Raw genomic sequence first — 17,537 nt, 5'->3', positions numbered from 1 at the left:
GGGGGAAGCATCAACATTGAGTAACTGCAGAGCAAAAGAAATATACGAGTTGATACGGCTATCAGATCATGTTCCTAGGTTTGAAACATGGCGATGTGTAGCGTGATCAAAGGAGGTGACTGAAGCGCGAGGTAGCTAAAGCACGGCATGGTCCAAGCGCAGTGTGGCAGCTCAATCGAAAGGCAGCTCAAGCACGAAGCGGCTTAGCTTTAGCCCGAATGATCAGACCCCCCTCACACTGCTGCATACAACAGCGTGAAGGGGGGCAGCATGAAGAGACTCAAACAGTCAGCATTTTTGAGAACTTATGGCCGGTAGCCTTGGATATTTCGCTTGCGAATATCACTCAGTGCAGCACCGCTGACTTTTGGCAATGCCAAAATATGCGCAACATCTGCAGTCGGATCTAGGCGCACAAAGGTGCGTTCTGCCCATGGGAATTGCTTATCAGTGACAAGATCATGTGCTTCGAAGGTTGCGTCATGGTGCTGACCAATCTTCGACATATCCAGTTCCACAACAGTTTCTTGTACATGTTGCGGATCAAGGTTAATAACCACTAAAATTGCATCACCGGTGACTGGATCGACCTTGGTATAGGCCAAAATCCGATCATTTGCGGTGCGATGGAAATGAATTTGGCGCAGTTGCTGCAAAGCTGGATGCTTGCGTCGAATCGTATTGAGCAACGTAATAAACGGCTCAAGCGAATTGCCTTCTGCGAGTGCGCGCTCATAGTCACGTGGTCGCAGTTCATACTTTTCGCTATCTAAATATTCTTCGCTACCTGCATGAACAGCCTCATGCTCATAAAGTTCGTAACCAGAATACACGCCCCATAGTGGCGAAAGGGTTGCCGCCAAAGCCGCACGAATCGCAAACATAGCACGCCCGCCATATTGCAAGGAGGCATGCAAAATATCAGGAGTATTAACAAATAAGTTTGGACGGCACACATCCGACATTAGCGCGATTTGCTCACCGAATTCACGTAATTCTTGCTTGGTGATCTTCCACGTAAAGTAGCTATACGATTGTGAGAATCCCGCTTTTGCCAGGCCATACAGTCGAGCTGGACGCGTAAAGGCCTCCGCCAAGAAGATCACATTTGGATTCACCTCATGAATCTTTGCAATGAGCCACTGCCAGAAATTCGCAGGCTTGGTATGTGGATTATCAACTCGGAATGTGGTGACACCCAAATCTACCCAGAACTTTACGACGCGATAAATCTCGCGGTAAATGCCCTCAGGATCATTATCAAAATTCAGTGGATAGATATCCTGGTATTTCTTTGGTGGATTTTCGGCATAGGCGATTGTGCCGTCGGCAAGCTCTGTGAAAAATTCACGATGAGTTTGTGCCCAAGGGTGATCAGGAGCAGCTTGCAAGGCAAGATCTAGTGCGACTTCCAAGTGTAATTCTTTCGCGACCTTGAGCAGCTTCTTGAAATCATCCAAGGTGCCTAATGCTGGATGAACGCTATCATGGCCACCTGCAGCAGAGCCGATAGCCCATGGGGATCCCACATCACTTGGTTCTGGAGTTAAGGAATTATTTCGGCCTTTTCGGTTGATCTCGCCAATTGGGTGAATCGGTGGGAAATAAACCGTATCAAAACCCATCCTTGCAACACGTTTTAATGCCGCAGCTGTGGTTGCAAAAGTACCGTGAACAGGATTGCCGTCGGCATCCCAGCCACCGGTTGAACGTGGGAATAACTCATACCAAGAATTCACCAGTGCGCCTCGGCGCTCAACATAAACTTGGTGTTCTTCACCACGAGTGAGCAGTTCACGCACAGGATGATCGTGTAGGATCTCTAATACTTCTGCCGAGAGACCAGGTGCAACTCGAGTACGCAAAGGTTCATCGGAGGCACGCAATTCCTTGGCAACTGCCAAGAGTGCTTCACGCTGGGTTTTTGCGGTAACTTGCGATGCGGCTTGTTCAAAAAGATTTGCGCCATGCTCGAGGTCGTTATAGAGCTGTTCTGCGGTTTGGCCAGCTTCGATCTTCTTGATTACCGCATGACGCCACGTTTGCATTGGGTCTGACCATGCCTCAACCCTAAACGTCCATAGGCCTTGGACATCTGGAATGAAAAAGGCGTGTTGGGTATCTACATCGTAGCGATCCATGCGCATGGTGATGTGCATTGGTTTTGCTGCAATATGCGAATTGCTCGGACCTTGCACAGTTAAGGTCGCGGCAATGGCATCGTGGCCTTCGCGCCAAACTTGGGCACTAATTGGAATTAATTCTCCAATTACGGCCTTAGAAGGATATTTCCGATCGGAAATTTTAGGTCGAACATCCTCAATAGCTAAGCGTCCTGACATAGCAACCACATATTCTCCTTGTTGAGTGCTCGAGTTTTTGGCGACAACTCGATATTCCATGCAAGCCCTTCTACATAAGAGAAGAAACTTCTTTCTTCTAAGCGTAGTCAAGCTGTGTCACTTCCACACGAGAACGACAAATTAGTGGAGAATAATCACTATGACCAACCCAACATCTTTTCCAGCTACCTCCGATGACCTGCGGAATCCTGATCTTCTTCTTGATTTTGAAGATGTAAGTTTTATTCGAGAGGGTAAACCTTTACTCGCACATATCACCTGGCAAGTTGAGCTTGACGAACGTTGGGTGGTTATTGGGCCAAATGGTGCTGGTAAAACCACTCTCATGCGCTTGGCTGCTGCAGAAGAATATCCTTCGAAAGGTAAAGCTTGGATTATGGGTGAGCGCATCGGTCGAACCGATATGCGTGATCTTCGGGCGATGATTGGCATTTCATCAGCTGCATTAGCCCACCGCATTCCGGAACAAGAAATCGTCTTCGACTTAATTGTTTCTGCCGGCTATGCAATTTTAGGTCGATGGCGCGAAGAATATGACGGCCTTGATCTTGATCGGGCCCATGAGATTCTCGAGCAGGTTGGTGCCTTGCATCTGGCTAAGCGGCGCTGGGGAACCTTGAGTGAAGGCGAACGCAAGCGTGTAATGATTGCCCGTGCCTTAATGGCGAACCCTGAACTGCTGTTGCTCGATGAGCCTACTGCCGGTATGGATCTTGGTGGCCGCGAAGATTTGGTGGGATACCTTGGTGATCTCGCACTCGATGCGGATGCCCCTGCAACGGTGATGATTACCCACCATGTGGAGGAAATCCCAGATGGTTTTACCCACGCCATGTTGCTTGATGAAGGCGAAGTGGTTGCTCAGGGGTTAATAGAAGATGTCATTACCAGTGAGAATCTCACCAAAACTTTCCACCAACCAATTCAAGTTGATCGTCTTGATGGCCGCTATTTTGCAAGGCGAGTTCGTCGTCGCCCTGCGCATTACCACACCCGTTAAGCCGCATGTCGCATATGCCTCATGCGAAAGTTGCAGTCGTGTGTGCGTTGCAATACGTAAGGGGAGGGATGTCTGCTTTTCTTACTGACTACGACAATGCGAGACTAGTAATCACAGCTGTGTCGGTGCGCGATATGAACGCAGGTATGCATATCTCTATCCACAAACGCACACCTGCAATCTCAACTTCCACAAGTACCACGATGTTCCCTGGTGACGGTGTTCATCGCTGCGATCAAGAACATCTTGATTCGGAAACTTGTTGGCCTGAAGCGCTAGTAGAGCACCAGAATGTTTGTTTGGGCATGCCTGTTATTACTCCACAAGAGCTGAATATGGCTGCCGAAAGCGAACTGTTTGAAAATATAGATACATTCTTCGCACATCAGCGTGATGGCAGCCGGATTGCTGACGCAAGCTGGTATCACCACCAGCACTTGGTGCTCGAAAGCCATCAACTATCGTTGAAAAGCACGAACACAGCAAATTCTGGTTTCTATCCTGGGTAATGCTTGCCGTGATCCACGATCTGCAGAATACTTTTCTTCCACCCCACCAACGAGGTTTATCTTATGAGCGTAACTGTCGATGAAGTGCGCTTTTTACTGGCACATGACGCGCACATCATGAAAGTCGCCGCAAGCTTGCCATTAACTAAAGCTTCGGCGCTTGACGACGCCACTGCTTTTCGCCAACATTTTGGCACCTATGGTCGCGCTGCAATGGAACTAGCCAGGGCGCGAGCCAGTACTACCGGAAAATTGCCACCTGAAATGTTCATGTGTGCCGAATCCGCCCAACAAGCAACCCCAATGGCAGTTGCAAACTATCGAGCCCAAAAACTCTCCCAATTTGCACGCGATATTCACGATGTGACCTGCTCAATTGGTACTGAAGGCGTTGCTCTTGCCGAAGCAGGTTTGTCCTATACCGGTGCAGATCTTGATCGTGCCAGACTAGAAATGGCCAGAGCCAACGTTCCAGCCGCCCGTGGATTCTTCCAAGCAGATGCACTGTTACCAGCACGAATTGGTGCCGATGTGATCATCGCAGATCCTGCGCGACGCGCAGGAGGCACCCGTATTGTTAAACCTGAAGATTTATTGCCTTCGCTGCCAGATTTACTTACCCAATATCAAGATGCAGAACTGGCGATTAAATGCGCACCCGGGTTGGATTTTTCCAAGTGGGAGGGACTTGTCAGCGTTGTCAGTGTTGCCGGTGGAGTCAAAGAGGCGTGTTTATATACGCCAGGGTTAGCGCAAGGTGTGCGTCGAGAAGCAGTGGTCATCGGCAACGCCAATGGCCAAGAAATCATTGATGTGATCACCGATGCAACAGATGCATCGGTCGAAAGTGGCGAACCTGGGCGCTATATTCTGGATCCTGATGGAGCGATTGTGCGCGCCGGGTTGGTGCAGCATTATGCAGCACGTGAAGGATTATGGATGTTGGATCCACGAATTGCCTACCTCACAGGCGAGCGATTGCCGGCGCATACCAGCGGGTTTGAATATCGCGAGACGGTGCCAATTAAGCGGTTGAAGGCAGCATTACGTAATCATGATGCTGGCAGCATTGAAATTTTAGTTCGGGGTGTGCAATATGATCCTGACCAATTACGCAAGAAACTCGCGCTTAAGGGGAGTCAGGCATGTACGGTGGTGCTCACGCGCATTGGAAGCCAAGGGGTGGCGATGATTTGTGGGCCACGTGTTCAGAGTCAAGCGTAAGGTGACAATTGCAGGTACAGAGATGATAAAAGTACATGCTTCAGGTTAAACTGGGATGTTTGAACGATCTGCATGACATCTGTATGTATAGGTGTAAAGCAAAAATATAGGTAACACACTTCTGAAGCTAAGGGATGATACGGTATGCCAGCAATTGTTGTGTTGGTGAAAAATGTTCCTGATACGTGGTCAGTGAAAACACTTGATGAGGATTTCACCCTGGATCGACACACGGTCGATAACGTATTAGATGAAATTAATGAGTTTGCAGTTGAGCAGGCGTTGCGTCTCAAAGAGCAAGCAGACCAGCAGATGAGCGTCATTGCCCTCTCGGCCAGCCCAGCTGGTGGTGACCAAGCATTGCGGAAAGCATTGGCGATGGGTGCCGATGCGGCGTACGCATTACAAGATGAGGCACTTGCAGGTTCTGATCTGCTTGGTACTGCATGGGCGTTATCGCAAGCCATCCGCACTATTGAGGATGTACAACTGGTTATTACTGGTGTCGCATCCTCTGATGGTGCTACCGGTGCTTTGCCTGGCATGATCGCGGAGTATTTGACATTACCAGCGTTGACGTCGGTCAAATCAGTCTCGTTAGAGGGAACCACTGTTCGTGCGGTTCGTGAAACCCATGATGGTGATTATGATCTACGTGCGGCATTACCAGCATTAATTTCGGTAAATGATAAAGCTGATAAGCCACGCTACCCGAATTTCAAGGGCATTATGGCTGCGAAGAAGGCTGAATTGCAGATTCTTGATTTAGCAACAATTGGTGTGGCTCCAGAACAAGTTGGGTTAGCACATTCTGCAACGCAAGTTGTGGCGACAACCACGCATCCTGCGCGTAGCCAAGGTGAAATGGTGTATGGCGATGTGGATTCTCAAGCTCAAGCAATTGTCGATTTCCTGGTAGCCGAGAAACTCGTCTAAGACTTATCGAAGAAGGAACAAACGTTTATGTCACATGCATATGTTTTAGTTGAGTATTCTGGCCAGCAGGTACAACCAGCCACAGCTGAGCTGATTACTGCTGCAAAAGTCTTCGGTGCCGTGTACACCATTGTGGTTGGCCCACAAGGAGTACATGAAGCATTAGTGCCGCAACTGACTGCACTTGGTGCAGATGCTATTTATGCAGCGTATGGTGAAGATATCGCACAACGAATGATTCTTCCGGCAGTTGATGCACTTTCCTTGTTAGCGGCACAAACACCTGGCCCAATTTTGATTGGTGCAGGTATCGAAGGCAACGAGATCGCTGGCCGTTTGGCAGCCCGATTGGCATCAGGTGTGCTGTGCAACGTGGTCGCTATACATGCCGATCGTAGTGCTGAGCATTCCATTTTTGGCGATGCTGTCACAGCAACTGCTGTAGTTGGTGGTACATCACCGATTTACACGCTCCGACCTGGTATGGTGACTGCCGCTCAGTTCCCAGAGAATGCGCAAGTACCAGTACAAAGTTTTGAACTTCCAGCGGCAACTGTTAAAGATGTGGTCGTTGAAAATGTCATTCCGGGAGTCAAAGGTGATCGTCCTGATCTGATCCAAGCAAAGGTTGTTGTTGCTGGTGGTCGTGGTGTCGAAAGTGCGGAAAACTTCGCAACACTTGTAGAACCTTTGGCAGATCGTTTTGGTGGTGCTGTTGGTGCCACTCGCGATGTGGTTGATCTCGGCTGGTACGCACCGCAATACCAAGTTGGGCAAACTGGTGTATCAGTAAGCCCAGATCTGTATATCGGTCTTGGTATTTCTGGTGCCATTCAGCACACAAGTGGCATGCAAACCGCACGTCGGATCATTGTGATTAATAATGATGAAGATGCACCATTTTTCCAGATTGCTGATCTCGGTGTGGTTGCAGATATTCACCAGATCGTACCAAAGGTGCTCGAAAAGTTAGAGCAATTAGGCTAGAGGTTCATGAAAGATTCCTTGAGGCGCGCAAAACAGTGCCTCGAGGATTTTTCTTCCCTCAAGACCAACCTTATTGCAGCCTGCCAAGTGGCAGAGGTGAGAGGAACCAAAGCGATGTTGTATTTTGATCATGCGGCAACCACACCAATGCGCGAGATCACCAAGCAAACCTGGCTGGAAATGAGCAGCCACTATAATCCTGCGGGGCAATATGGCTTAGGCCGTCGGGCACGCTCAGTGCTTGACGACGCTCGCGAGCAGGTTGCAGCCTTACTTGGCTGTGAACCAATCGAAGTGATTTTCACCTCTAGCGGTACCGAAGCAGATAATATTGCAATCCGCGGACTGTATCACAGCCGAGAATCCTATCAGCGAGTCATTACCACCAGTATTGAACATGCTGCAGTGTACGAAACTGCCAAAAGCTTGCGTGCTTTCGGGGCAGACGTGCAGTTTTTACCGGTCACCGACAACGGTATTGTCCATGATCCAGCAGGACTGCTGAGCCAACCTGCGGCAGTGATAAGTTGCATGTGGGCAAATAATGAAACCGGCGCACTCCAACCATTGGAGGAAATTATTGCACCAGCAACCGCAACTGGGACACCAGTGCATGTTGATGCAGTCCAAGTAGCCGGTAAACTCGCAATTGATTTTGCGGCACTGGGTGCAACAACGTTAGCAATTAGTGGTCATAAGTTCGGCGGCCCACGTGGGGTCGGTGTACTTATTGCTAAGCGAAGTCCAGCACCAGCAGCAGTGCTCACAGGTGGTGGCCAAGAACGCGGTATTCGACCAGGTACGGTTGATGTTGCAGGCGCTGCAGCTTTTGCTGCCGCATTAGCCGAAGCTGATACTCAGCGTGAAGCAGAGCAAGCACGTCTTGGTCAATTGAAAGAACTGCTACGATCGGCCATTTTGGCAACCATTGATGATGTGCGGATTAATACTCCAGAACATTCGTTGGCAACGCATTTGAATGTATCGTTTCCAGGCTGCGAAGGCGATAGCTTGATTATGCTGCTTGATTCCTTCGGGTTTGCAACCGCAACTGGTTCTGCCTGCGCAAATGGTGTAAACCGGGCATCACGTGTGTTATTGTCCCAAGGTGTTCCAGAAGCTGTCGCACGTGGCACCTTGCGGTTAACCATGGGGTATACCACCACCCAGGCAGACGTCGAAAAGCTTGTAGAAGTACTGCCAAAAGCTGTTGCCTTAGCACGCCAAGCTGGAATGGCCTCACACACGCTGTAGGAATTGCCAACACAAAATTATTGGCGTGCCAGTATGAACACTTGCACGCCAATAGTTGAAATTACTGTTGCGTTTCGTAAGGCAGTTGGTGCAGTTTTTCTTCTGGCACTACTAGCGGAGTTTCGGCTGCGCGCGAGCCAATCGTTGGCTGCTCATCGGCAATACCAAAACCTTTGGCATACACTGGCCAAGAATCCTTCATATCCTGTTCCCAATATTGCCAGGTATGCACGCCATGATTCCGGAAATTAAAGGTGGCCGGAATATCCAGACGCGCCAATTTCACCTGCAAATCATGCGTGCAAGAATTCGTGGCAGCCTCAATTGCGCCACCTCCAATTAGTACATTGCTCGAACTGTCAAACGCCTCTGAAGATTGACGATTACCATTCAACAAAGCCGAATACATCTCGGTATCACCAACAAAACCCGAACCGTTGGAAATATATACAGTCTTGCCACGCAACCCCTCAGCTTGCACGAGAGCATCATGAGCCAGATTCGTCTCAGAACCTAGCGGACCCCATATCATCGCAGGAGTAGCATCGTCACGCTCGACAGTCAGTTTTGCAAACATTGACGGGAGCAACCGGCTTGTCGAAGCACACCCTGAATACGAACCGACAACCGAATAAAAATCACCATTGCGCTCAGCCAACAGCAATGAGGAAGTAGCTGACATACTCAAACCAACAATGCCGCGTTTGGAAGTATCAGCATGCAAAATTTCAGTTTCTAATACTTGCGGTAATTCCCTGGTTAAGAAGGTTTCCCACTTTTGAGGGCCTTTCAAATACTTACCAGTTCCAGGTGGCTCTTCCAACCAGTCCACATAATAGGAATATGCACCACGCATTGGAATCACAACGTTAATATTCTTCTTCCAATAAAAATCCAAAACGGAAGTATTCGTCGGCCAGGTGACAGTTTCTTCGCCACCACCTGCACCATTGAGTAAATACAGGGTTGGACGATTTTCATCACGAGCACGAATGACCACTAATGGAATTTCACGATTATTCATCGCAGGAGAAGTCGCCCAATACTCTTGAATACGATCATCGCCATGATAGGCATTTGTCGTATCCACATAATTGCGCCATAGCGTGTCATTAAATTGAACTGTTTGCTCCCGATCAGCAGGTAACACTCGACGAATCACTGATTGTGGTACTGCTCCAGCTGCAGTTGCCATTGGCGCTGGCTCTGCATGAAGCGTAATAGCATCAGTTGATGAGGGAGTACTTGAGACCGTGCTTGTTGATGGTAGTGCAGTGCTTGGTTCGAGCGAATCAGATAACTGTACTGATGATGCTGCAGCGGTCTGATTTGCGGTTGTCGTTGCAGCAGCAGTGGTGGTCGGCATCGTTGGTGAAGTGGTTGTATGTTCTGCTTCCACAGCTACCACCAATGGATATGCCAGTGTACAACTTGCAGCACACGCAGCAATGACAACTCCAGTTAAATGTTTGCGCATATTCGTCTTCAAATCCTTCTACACCAATGTGCTCGTTGATTGAATATTAATAGCTAGCGTACCAAAGACTGTTAAGGTGCGATCGGAATCGCAGAAAACAAGCAGTAATGCGCATGAAGATGTGATGATGTAATTAGGAAGGTGAGCAATCGGCGTCGAAAAGCACGCGACCAGAGCTTGCAAAACGACGCACCCACATATCATCTTTGTAGTGAGCTGGCACAGCGCCATGCAGTAATGCTCGAGTACACGCTGCAGCATATGCATCGACCGGCAGTTGTGATTTCGCTCCGAACAAAATGATATTGCCATAGCGACGACCTTTGAGCATCGGCGGATCGGCAATAACCGCCAAATACGGAAATACCTCAGCCATTGTCGCTAATTCATTTTTCGCCAATTGTAAATCAGAATGATCTCCACAATTGGCAATATAGAGACCATGCTCAGACAAACTTGTGGCAACCTGACGACAAAACTCAACAGTCGTGAGATTCGCTGGCGTAACAGCTCCGGCAAAAACATCACGAATCACAATATCGCGACTGTGTGGCACAAAACTGTCTGTAACTGTACGAGCATCCCCAACACGAATTTTTAACTGCGGAGCACGTGGTAAATCAAACCAACGACGCACCAATGTTGCTAATTCAGCATCAAGTTCTACAACTGTATTGCGTGAATGTGGATATTTTGCCACCATGTAGCGCGCCAAGGTGCATGCGCCACCACCTAAATGCGTGATGCGAAGCTTAGTCGGATCAAGATGTTGATCAATATAAGTATTCGCACCTACTGTAATCCAGCGCATATATTCATAGGCTAGCTCCAATGGATCTGCTGAAATATGGCTCGAGGGAACCCCATTGACATACACCTCATAACTATGGGCTTGAAAAGGGTCAATGCGCAGCTCTACGTTTCCCGTTGAAGAAGGATAAATACCTGCGAGTGGACCATGAGCATCAGTTGGTTGATCCGCACCACGAATCCGGCCACGTTTGCGTCCCACAGCAATCAGCACTCCTTGCAAAATGTCAGAGCAGCCGGCAATACTGCTGTTGATCGTTGTCTGAGCCGTACATCAACAAATAGTGGAAAATGCGAACATGCGCAATTACCACAATAGGTTTAGAATGAAAGTTTCGAGAATAAGCCAGAAATAGGTAAGGGTTGAATCGTGAGAGTACTTGCAGCAATGAGTGGTGGCGTTGATTCCGCCGTCGCAGCAGCACGCGCTGTCGCTGCCGGACACGAAGTTATTGGCGTGCACCTTGCGTTAAGTCGTGATCCACAGTCCGTGCGCGAGTCTTCCCGTGGCTGCTGTTCCTTAGAAGACTCAGCCGACGCGCGCCGGGTATGCGACAAACTTGGAATCCCATTTTATGTGTGGGATTTTTCGGATCGTTTTCAAGCAGATGTCATTGATGATTTCGTGGATTCCTACGCGCGCGGAGAAACCCCAAATCCGTGCCTACGGTGTAATGAAAAAATTAAATTCGAAGCCTTGCTCGAACGCGGCATTGCACTTGGTTTCGACGCGGTTGTAACAGGGCACTATGCGCAATTAACCCAGGTTGCCGATGGTGGCGATGGGTATTTGCGCCGCGGTATTGATCCTGAAAAAGACCAATCCTATGTGCTTGGTGTGTTGGGGGCACATGAAATTGCTCATTGCATGTTCCCAGTGGGGGATACACTCAAGCCAGAGATTCGGAAAGAAGCTGCAGAGATGGGATTTTCTGTGGCAACGAAACCTGATTCTTATGATATTTGTTTTATCCCAGACGGTAATACTCAAGCCTTTTTGGGCAAACGCATTGGATTGCGCCCGGGCATGATTGTCGATACCAAAGGTACTGTGCTCAAAGAACATGATGGTGCCTGGAATTATACGATCGGGCAACGCAAAGGGCTTGATATTAAGCAACCAGCTGCTGATGGCCGGCCGCGATATGTCACAGATATTGATGCTGCATCAGGGACGGTAACCGTTGGATCGAGAGAAGATCTTGACGTACACCGCATTGAAGCTGACCGCTTAAAATATTTACACCCAGCGATGCAGGCAAGTTTTGCCGCTGAAGTCCAAGTACGCGCCCACGGTGAAGCCGTTCCATGTCAGGTTACTGTTGATCAAGCATCTGATCGGATGGAAATTGTATTAGCAACACCGTTATATGGTGTTGCTCGTGGTCAGGCAGCAGTTATTTATCTGCCAGATGCTGCAGGCGATATCGTGGCAGGTTCAGGAACTATCATCGGAACCGCCTAATGGTTGCCTATTTATCTGGCAGTCTGCCAGGTCAAGACCTTGTGGCTGCTGCGGATGTGATTGCCAGTGAAACTGGCAATCTTCGCACTATCGCGCATTTGCCTGCACGTGGGCTTCTCGACGATGCCTATGCAGCCTCATTGCGCATGATTCCAGATCTTGCAGTTGAACAAGGACCACGAAGCTGGCGAATCTCGACTCGTCCGCAACTGATCAGCCGGCGCATGTGGGATGTCTATGAACGTGATCTCGACGTGTATGAGCAACTGTGGGGAAGCTCGAATCTCTCTGTGTGTATCAGTATGCACGGTCCGTGGTCCATCGCAACTGCTTTAGAATTACAATCTGGGCATCGAGCAGTGACTGATAATGGTGCGCGGAACGATATTTTTGAAATTATTGCAGGCAGTATGCGAGAGCATTGTCAGTATCTGCGCAAGCGATTTGGCGGTGAAGTTGTACTCGATTTGTACGAACCTGCATTAGCACATCTGATTGCTGGAACGGTGCAAGGGACCAGCCAATTTGATACGATCGCGGCGATTCCTGTGCAAAATATTGGCGAAAAGCTGCATACCTTGATTCGCGAGATTGACACTGCAACAGTTGTACTCAGCGGTGAACGCAATGCGCATCTTTTGGCAGCATCGATTGCCCAACCTGCATATACCACCGTGGCAGTACAATCACAGCAGTCAGTAGCAGTATTGGATACTCTCGGTGCTTTAGTTGAATCTGGTGTGGGACTTTCATGGGCGGCAGCCGCACTTGGCGATTTTGTTGATGGTGATCGAAACCGTCCACGAGCATTAGCGCGCGAAATTATCCAGCATTATGATCTCATCGGTTTATCTCGGCAGCACGTTCACCAGAATCTACATGTCACCACCACTCGAACCTTGGCAGGTGGCAGTCTGCTTCAAGCAGCCCATGCTTTAGGCTGTGCCAGAGTTATTGGCGAGATTCTGGAACGAGACGCAGGAGATTTATAGCGGCACATCACAGCCAGAAACTTCCGATGCCACTATGGCTGGTTGAAGTGCAGCTGCAGAAGTACAGTTGTTTGAAACTTTTAGATGAACAATGTCGTGCCGATAGTTTTTGGGGAATGCGGGCAGATGCGAACGTTACATCAGTGCATGTCAAGATGTACCTGAAGCTGGGAACTCAAGCAGCACTTCATTCTTAGTTATCACATACGAGTGCACAGGTTAGCGTTGGGTTTGCATTGGCCACGAAGTATTGACTGTAGCAGCGTTATCTGCACGTCCTGCTTGTTGCAAATGGCTGCGGAATCCTGCTTGCACCTCGTAGTAGCCAACTGCTTGGCGTTCCATAAGTTCAGCAAGCGTGAGCTGGTTAATGGTGCTATGGAATGTGTGTGTTGCTTGCTTCCATGCAATTCGAGCTGCGGCTAAGGCATCGGCAGAGGCATTATGCGCTTGTTCAAGTTTGACCGCGTAATGCTCAGAAAGTGCGGTTAATGTGCGTTTTCCTTTACGGTAGCGATCGAGAATTTTGTCGATGACATATGGATCGTATACCGGACCTTCCACCAAGAAACTCGGGTCTAGTTGGTGCAGTACCGTGAGATCATAAGCAGCGTTATAAACAACTAAGGTATAACCTTGTTTCCACGCAGTACGAATAGTTTCAATGGTTTCAGCTAACACATCTTCATGTGGCCTGCCATGTTCACGTGCGTACTCAGTGGTAATTCCGTGAACTTCTTGAGCTTCGAGTGGAATCTCCACACCAGGATCAGCCATGATCTCATGTGGATGTGATCCTGAACTATCAATCCGCACTAATGCAGAGGTAACAATGCGTGCCTCAAAAGGGTTGACAGAAGTAGTTTCTAAGTCAAAGCTCAACACACGCAATGGGTTAAAAGATTCTTGGTAGATCTCTGGAGAAGAAGTCATAGCTCTAACAGTAGTATTTTGTTTTTCCATTCGGCGAAAACGTGTGCAAGCACTCAAGATAATCGCATGTAGTAAAGAAAATTTGACTATGTTCGTCGAGAAGCAGCACAGCGGAACAAGTTCTGCTTTGTGACGATAAGTTGGCATAACAGTGTGCGAGAGTGCTGAAACAGGGTAAATGTGCGTTGAGATAGCTTGAAGTTCACCCTATTGACTAAGCTGTGAATCTATGAACACGACGCCGGAGTCTTATGATCGCGAACCTTCGAAAACTTGGCAGGAACTTGTTGCGCAGATCCGACACCATAATGATCTGTACTACAACGCTATGCCAGTCATCAGTGATGCAGAATTCGATCAGTTGATGCTCCAACTACGGCATCTCGAAGCACAATATCCTGATTTGGTGCAACCAGAAAGTCCAACTCAGGTTGTTGGTATACCGATGGGACAATCGAGTTTTGCCAATGTGGAACATTTGGAAAAAATGTTGAGTTTGGACAACGTGTTTAGCGGACAAGAGCTGGCTGAATGGTTGGAAAAAACTCCAGCTGAGCAATATCTCACTGAGTTGAAAATTGATGGTGTCTCGTTGTCGTTGGTGTATCGCAATGGTGTGTTAGAACGGGCAGCTACTCGTGGTAGCGGCGTCATTGGTGAAGATGTGACCGAAAATGCCAAAGTTATTCACGGCATTCCGATTGAGCTCCAACACAGTCATGATCATCCAATTCCACCTGTGATTGAAATTCGTGGTGAGGTGTTCATTGCTGTGGAAGATTTCAGCTTGGTCAATGAACAACGCCAATTAGAAGGTGGAAAGCCTTTTGCCAATCCACGAAATGCTGCTTCGGGGTCATTACGACAAAAAGATGTAGCTGCCGTAGCCAAGCGTCGATTGCAGATCTTGTGTCATGGTATTGGCTATAGCGAAGGATTTGAGGCCGTTTCTCAATCGCAAGCCTATGAAGCACTCCAGGCTTGGGGATTACCAGTGTCGCCATATAATACAGTGGTCGATTCTGCGGAAAATGTTCATACTCAGGTGCAACATTGGGAAAAGCATCGCGCTGAGCCACCATTTGAGACCGATGGGTTGGTTATTAAAGTCGATCATCGAAGTGCACAGAAAGCATATGGGGCAACGTCACGCGCACCGCGCTGGGCGATTGCGTATAAGTACCCACCAGAAGAAGTCACGACGAAACTGTTGGATATTCAAGTCGGAGTGGGTCGAACTGGTCGAGTGACTCCGTATGCAGTGATGGAACCAGTGTATGTTGCAGGTACGACGGTAGAAATGGCTACCTTGCACAACCAAACTGAGGTCAAGCGCAAAGGCGTGCTCATTGGCGATACAGTGGTGGTGCGCAAAGCTGGTGAGATTATTCCGGAAGTTCTTGGCCCGGTTGCGGAACTGCGCGATGGTACAGAACGGGCATTCGTATTTCCAAAAGAATGTCCATCGTGTGGTTCGATACTCGCGCCGCAAAAAGAAGATGATGCCGATTGGCGCTGCCCAAATACGCGTTCGTGTGCTGCACAATTAGCTGCTCGACTAAGTTATATCGCAGGTCGTGGTGCATTTGATATTGAGGCTTTGGGTGAAAAAGCTGCTATTGATTTAATTTCCTCAGGTGTGCTTGTCGACGAAGCTGAGTTATTTAATCTCACCGAAGAAGATTTGCTTAAGACCTCGGTCTATACCACGAAAAAAGGTACCTTGAATCGTACTGGCAGCAAGTTGCTTCAGAATCTGCAACGTGCAAAGCAGACTGATTTATGGCGAGTGATTGTGGCACTTTCGATTCGTCATGTTGGTCCAATTGCAGCACGTGCGCTGGCGAAACGATATCAAAGTTTAGAAGCCGCAATGGCTGCTGATATTGCTGATATTGCAGAAACTGAAGGCGTGGGGCTGGTTATTGCTGAAAGCTTTAAGCAATGGTTTAGCGTGGATTGGCATCGCAATATTGTGCAAACCTGGGCTGCAAGTGGTGTCACGATGGAAGAAGTTCCAACTGAGCAACTTGAACAAACCTTGGCGGGCAAAACTGTGGTGGTTACAGGCACGTTGGAGCATTATTCCCGTGATGCTGCCAAAGAGGCGATTGTGGCACGCGGCGGTAAAGCATCTGGATCTGTGTCAAAGAAGACCGATGTGGTTGTTGTTGGCGCACAAGCCGGTTCAAAAGAAGCTAAAGCACGAGAATTAGGCTTGGTCATCATACAAGAAGCCGAATTTACGAAACTTTTAGAAACTGGTAGCTGGGAGTAACACGTTAGCGTGTGAAGTAAGTTCAGCTTGATATACGCATGTGGGCCACACTTTTCGAGGGAAAGTATGGCCCACATGTTGAGAAGAGGATTACGAGTTTTGTAGTGAACATTATTGGCAGGAGAGTTGCTCGATCGCTGGTGAAATTCGATAACCTTGGTGCGTCACTGCCAGTGAGCAGGCCTTAGACAGCGCGTAGCTCCTTGCCGGCTGATTAGTCGCGTAGCATCCTGGATAAAACCGTACCGAAGTGTCCCAAGTGATCAACTTCGCTCGGTAAATAATCAGGACCGCCAACGCGTCCAAGAATCAACACCATGCCTGTTTTCCCAAGCGGTGCTGCTGCCAAGGAAGAATCTAAAATTGTCCACGACTCAGGCAACCATGCATCGTTTTCTGGCGATAGAATTCGTGCGGCATCAATATCGAGTGCTGCTGGGTGTGATCCATCATCTGCAGGGGCTGCATCTGAGGCAGTTACACGTTGCACCGGTACATCAGTGCGCAATAAAATTGCCCAAGTAGATGTCAGTGTATATGGAATGGTGTCGATGAGCTTGGCGATGGCATCAGAATTTGATGAAGCGCCAGCGACTTTTGCCAACATTTCGATTTGGCCACGACGATCAACCGTGCCGGAAAATGGTCGCACAGAATCTACCAGGACGCCGTCAATGGTCTGTGCTGCGGTGAGTAATGAATCAACCATTACACCTTTGGGAATCGAAACCACCATGTCGTCCATAACCGTACCATCGGTAAAAGTTTGGACAACATCAACGGAACGGATATCTGCACCAATTCCGCCAATTGCGTCCGCCAGTCTGCCAAGACTACCAGGGGTATCAGGGAGGAGGACACGAAGGAGAAACGCCATCGGAAGTCACATCCTTTCGGTCAATCACATAAGGTGTGATGGTGGGTGAGAAGTGACACACTCAACTACAAGTCTCGTATGTGTCACTGATTTTATCGGCACTGGATTTTTCCTGCAGCCTATATATTACTCATAGTAGGTATAATTTTCACGTTTTCGATATTATGCAGTCTGTAGTATTTCACCTCTTTGAAGCGATGGAAATGCGAGGCTACTCATAAGTGGCATAGATTTTGAGTGCTATTGTTGCAGTTGCGAGCGTGAATATTTAATAAATAACCTGCTGTGAACGGGGTATTTTGAAAGGGTGGATGCGGTCATTTTTACCTAAAAATAGGATATGTTGCACACTAGTCAAGTAATAAAAATGGAATAATATATACCTATTTATAGGTTGACCCAAACTAAATAATTTTATTCACTTACATATGA

At 48.4% G+C, this 17,537-nt stretch carries 14 protein-coding genes; 9 read left to right on the top strand and 5 right to left on the bottom strand.

Going from position 1 to position 17,537, the window contains the following annotated elements:
- Window positions 1-305: 305 nt before the first annotated feature.
- Window positions 306-2,342, bottom strand: coding sequence for a maltotransferase domain-containing protein (locus tag NXS99_RS00505; protein ID WP_259286878.1), 2,037 nt, complete (start codon window positions 2,340-2,342; stop codon window positions 306-308).
- A gap of 160 nt (window positions 2,343-2,502) precedes the next feature.
- On the opposite strand from NXS99_RS00505, the gene NXS99_RS00500 reads away from it, so the two are divergent.
- The 6 genes from NXS99_RS00500 (at window position 2,503) to NXS99_RS00475 (ending at window position 8,273) form a co-directional block, all read left to right on the top strand.
- Window positions 2,503-3,363, top strand: a complete 861-nt coding sequence (locus NXS99_RS00500) for an ABC transporter ATP-binding protein (RefSeq protein ID WP_259286710.1) — start codon at window positions 2,503-2,505, stop codon at window positions 3,361-3,363.
- 14 nt (window positions 3,364-3,377) lie between these two features.
- Window positions 3,378-3,872: a hypothetical protein gene (locus NXS99_RS00495; protein ID WP_259286709.1), complete on the top strand. Its 495-nt coding sequence runs from the start codon at window positions 3,378-3,380 to the stop codon at window positions 3,870-3,872.
- Between the two features lie 63 nt (window positions 3,873-3,935).
- Window positions 3,936-5,096: a class I SAM-dependent methyltransferase gene (locus NXS99_RS00490; RefSeq protein ID WP_259286708.1), complete on the top strand. Its 1,161-nt coding sequence runs from the start codon at window positions 3,936-3,938 to the stop codon at window positions 5,094-5,096.
- A 144-nt stretch (window positions 5,097-5,240) separates the two neighbouring features.
- Window positions 5,241-6,032 (top strand): electron transfer flavoprotein subunit beta/FixA family protein, encoded by a 792-nt coding sequence (locus NXS99_RS00485; protein WP_259286707.1) that lies wholly within the window; start codon window positions 5,241-5,243, stop codon window positions 6,030-6,032.
- A 27-nt stretch (window positions 6,033-6,059) separates the two neighbouring features.
- Complete coding sequence (locus tag NXS99_RS00480) at window positions 6,060-7,019, top strand: electron transfer flavoprotein subunit alpha/FixB family protein (RefSeq protein ID WP_259286706.1); 960 nt, start codon at window positions 6,060-6,062, stop codon at window positions 7,017-7,019.
- A gap of 114 nt (window positions 7,020-7,133) precedes the next feature.
- A complete protein-coding gene (locus NXS99_RS00475; RefSeq protein ID WP_259286877.1) occupies window positions 7,134-8,273 on the top strand; it encodes a cysteine desulfurase family protein in 1,140 nt (379 codons plus the stop codon).
- A 61-nt stretch (window positions 8,274-8,334) separates the two neighbouring features.
- Here NXS99_RS00475 and NXS99_RS00470 read toward each other — a convergent pair whose 3' ends face one another.
- Both NXS99_RS00470 and NXS99_RS00465 read right to left on the bottom strand, forming a co-directional pair.
- Window positions 8,335-9,750 carry an alpha/beta hydrolase family protein gene (locus NXS99_RS00470; RefSeq protein ID WP_259286705.1) on the bottom strand — a complete coding sequence of 472 codons (1,416 nt, stop codon included), beginning with the start codon at window positions 9,748-9,750 and terminating at the stop codon, window positions 8,335-8,337.
- A 133-nt stretch (window positions 9,751-9,883) separates the two neighbouring features.
- Window positions 9,884-10,762: a spermidine synthase gene (locus NXS99_RS00465; protein WP_259286704.1), complete on the bottom strand. Its 879-nt coding sequence runs from the start codon at window positions 10,760-10,762 to the stop codon at window positions 9,884-9,886.
- A gap of 168 nt (window positions 10,763-10,930) precedes the next feature.
- Between NXS99_RS00465 and mnmA the strand changes: the two genes are divergently transcribed.
- Both mnmA and NXS99_RS00455 read left to right on the top strand, forming a co-directional pair.
- Window positions 10,931-12,025 carry a tRNA 2-thiouridine(34) synthase MnmA gene (mnmA, locus tag NXS99_RS00460; RefSeq protein ID WP_259286703.1) on the top strand — a complete coding sequence of 365 codons (1,095 nt, stop codon included), beginning with the start codon at window positions 10,931-10,933 and terminating at the stop codon, window positions 12,023-12,025.
- On the top strand, window positions 12,025-13,017 hold the full coding sequence (locus tag NXS99_RS00455; RefSeq protein ID WP_259286702.1) for a hypothetical protein: 993 nt from the start codon (window positions 12,025-12,027) through the stop codon (window positions 13,015-13,017). The genes mnmA and NXS99_RS00455 overlap by 1 nt, the downstream gene beginning before the upstream one ends.
- Before the next feature lie 219 nt (window positions 13,018-13,236).
- Here NXS99_RS00455 and NXS99_RS00450 read toward each other — a convergent pair whose 3' ends face one another.
- Window positions 13,237-13,950, bottom strand: coding sequence for a 3'-5' exonuclease (locus NXS99_RS00450; protein WP_259286701.1), 714 nt, complete (start codon window positions 13,948-13,950; stop codon window positions 13,237-13,239).
- Between the two features lie 229 nt (window positions 13,951-14,179).
- On the opposite strand from NXS99_RS00450, the gene ligA reads away from it, so the two are divergent.
- The gene (gene ligA, locus NXS99_RS00445) at window positions 14,180-16,228 is read left to right on the top strand and encodes an NAD-dependent DNA ligase LigA (RefSeq protein WP_259286700.1); all 2,049 of its coding nucleotides are present in this window, start codon (window positions 14,180-14,182) and stop codon (window positions 16,226-16,228) included.
- Window positions 16,229-16,442: 214 nt separating this feature from the next.
- Here ligA and NXS99_RS00440 read toward each other — a convergent pair whose 3' ends face one another.
- A complete protein-coding gene (locus NXS99_RS00440; RefSeq protein ID WP_259286699.1) occupies window positions 16,443-17,105 on the bottom strand; it encodes an amino acid-binding ACT domain protein in 663 nt (220 codons plus the stop codon).
- Window positions 17,106-17,537: the final 432 nt, after the last annotated feature.

Origin of the sequence: Corynebacterium sp. HS2168-gen11 (genome assembly GCF_024834075.1) — a bacterium.
Taxonomy (GTDB): Bacteria; Actinomycetota; Actinomycetes; order Mycobacteriales; family Mycobacteriaceae; genus Corynebacterium.
Note: the sequence above shows the minus strand (reverse complement) of the source record. Positions and strands in the feature narration are given on the sequence as shown.

Coding starts and splice junctions, on each gene's coding strand:
- NXS99_RS00505 (WP_259286878.1), bottom strand. CDS start 2,342: ATGTCAGGACGCTTAGCTATTGAGGATGTTCGACCTAAAATTTCCGAT.
- NXS99_RS00500 (WP_259286710.1), top strand. CDS start 2,503: ATGACCAACCCAACATCTTTTCCAGCTACCTCCGATGACCTGCGGAAT.
- NXS99_RS00495 (WP_259286709.1), top strand. CDS start 3,378: ATGCCTCATGCGAAAGTTGCAGTCGTGTGTGCGTTGCAATACGTAAGG.
- NXS99_RS00490 (WP_259286708.1), top strand. CDS start 3,936: ATGAGCGTAACTGTCGATGAAGTGCGCTTTTTACTGGCACATGACGCG.
- NXS99_RS00485 (WP_259286707.1), top strand. CDS start 5,241: ATGCCAGCAATTGTTGTGTTGGTGAAAAATGTTCCTGATACGTGGTCA.
- NXS99_RS00480 (WP_259286706.1), top strand. CDS start 6,060: ATGTCACATGCATATGTTTTAGTTGAGTATTCTGGCCAGCAGGTACAA.
- NXS99_RS00475 (WP_259286877.1), top strand. CDS start 7,134: ATGTTGTATTTTGATCATGCGGCAACCACACCAATGCGCGAGATCACC.
- NXS99_RS00470 (WP_259286705.1), bottom strand. CDS start 9,750: ATGCGCAAACATTTAACTGGAGTTGTCATTGCTGCGTGTGCTGCAAGT.
- NXS99_RS00455 (WP_259286702.1), top strand. CDS start 12,025: ATGGTTGCCTATTTATCTGGCAGTCTGCCAGGTCAAGACCTTGTGGCT.
- NXS99_RS00450 (WP_259286701.1), bottom strand. CDS start 13,950: ATGACTTCTTCTCCAGAGATCTACCAAGAATCTTTTAACCCATTGCGT.
- ligA (WP_259286700.1), top strand. CDS start 14,180: ATGAACACGACGCCGGAGTCTTATGATCGCGAACCTTCGAAAACTTGG.
- NXS99_RS00440 (WP_259286699.1), bottom strand. CDS start 17,105: ATGGCGTTTCTCCTTCGTGTCCTCCTCCCTGATACCCCTGGTAGTCTT.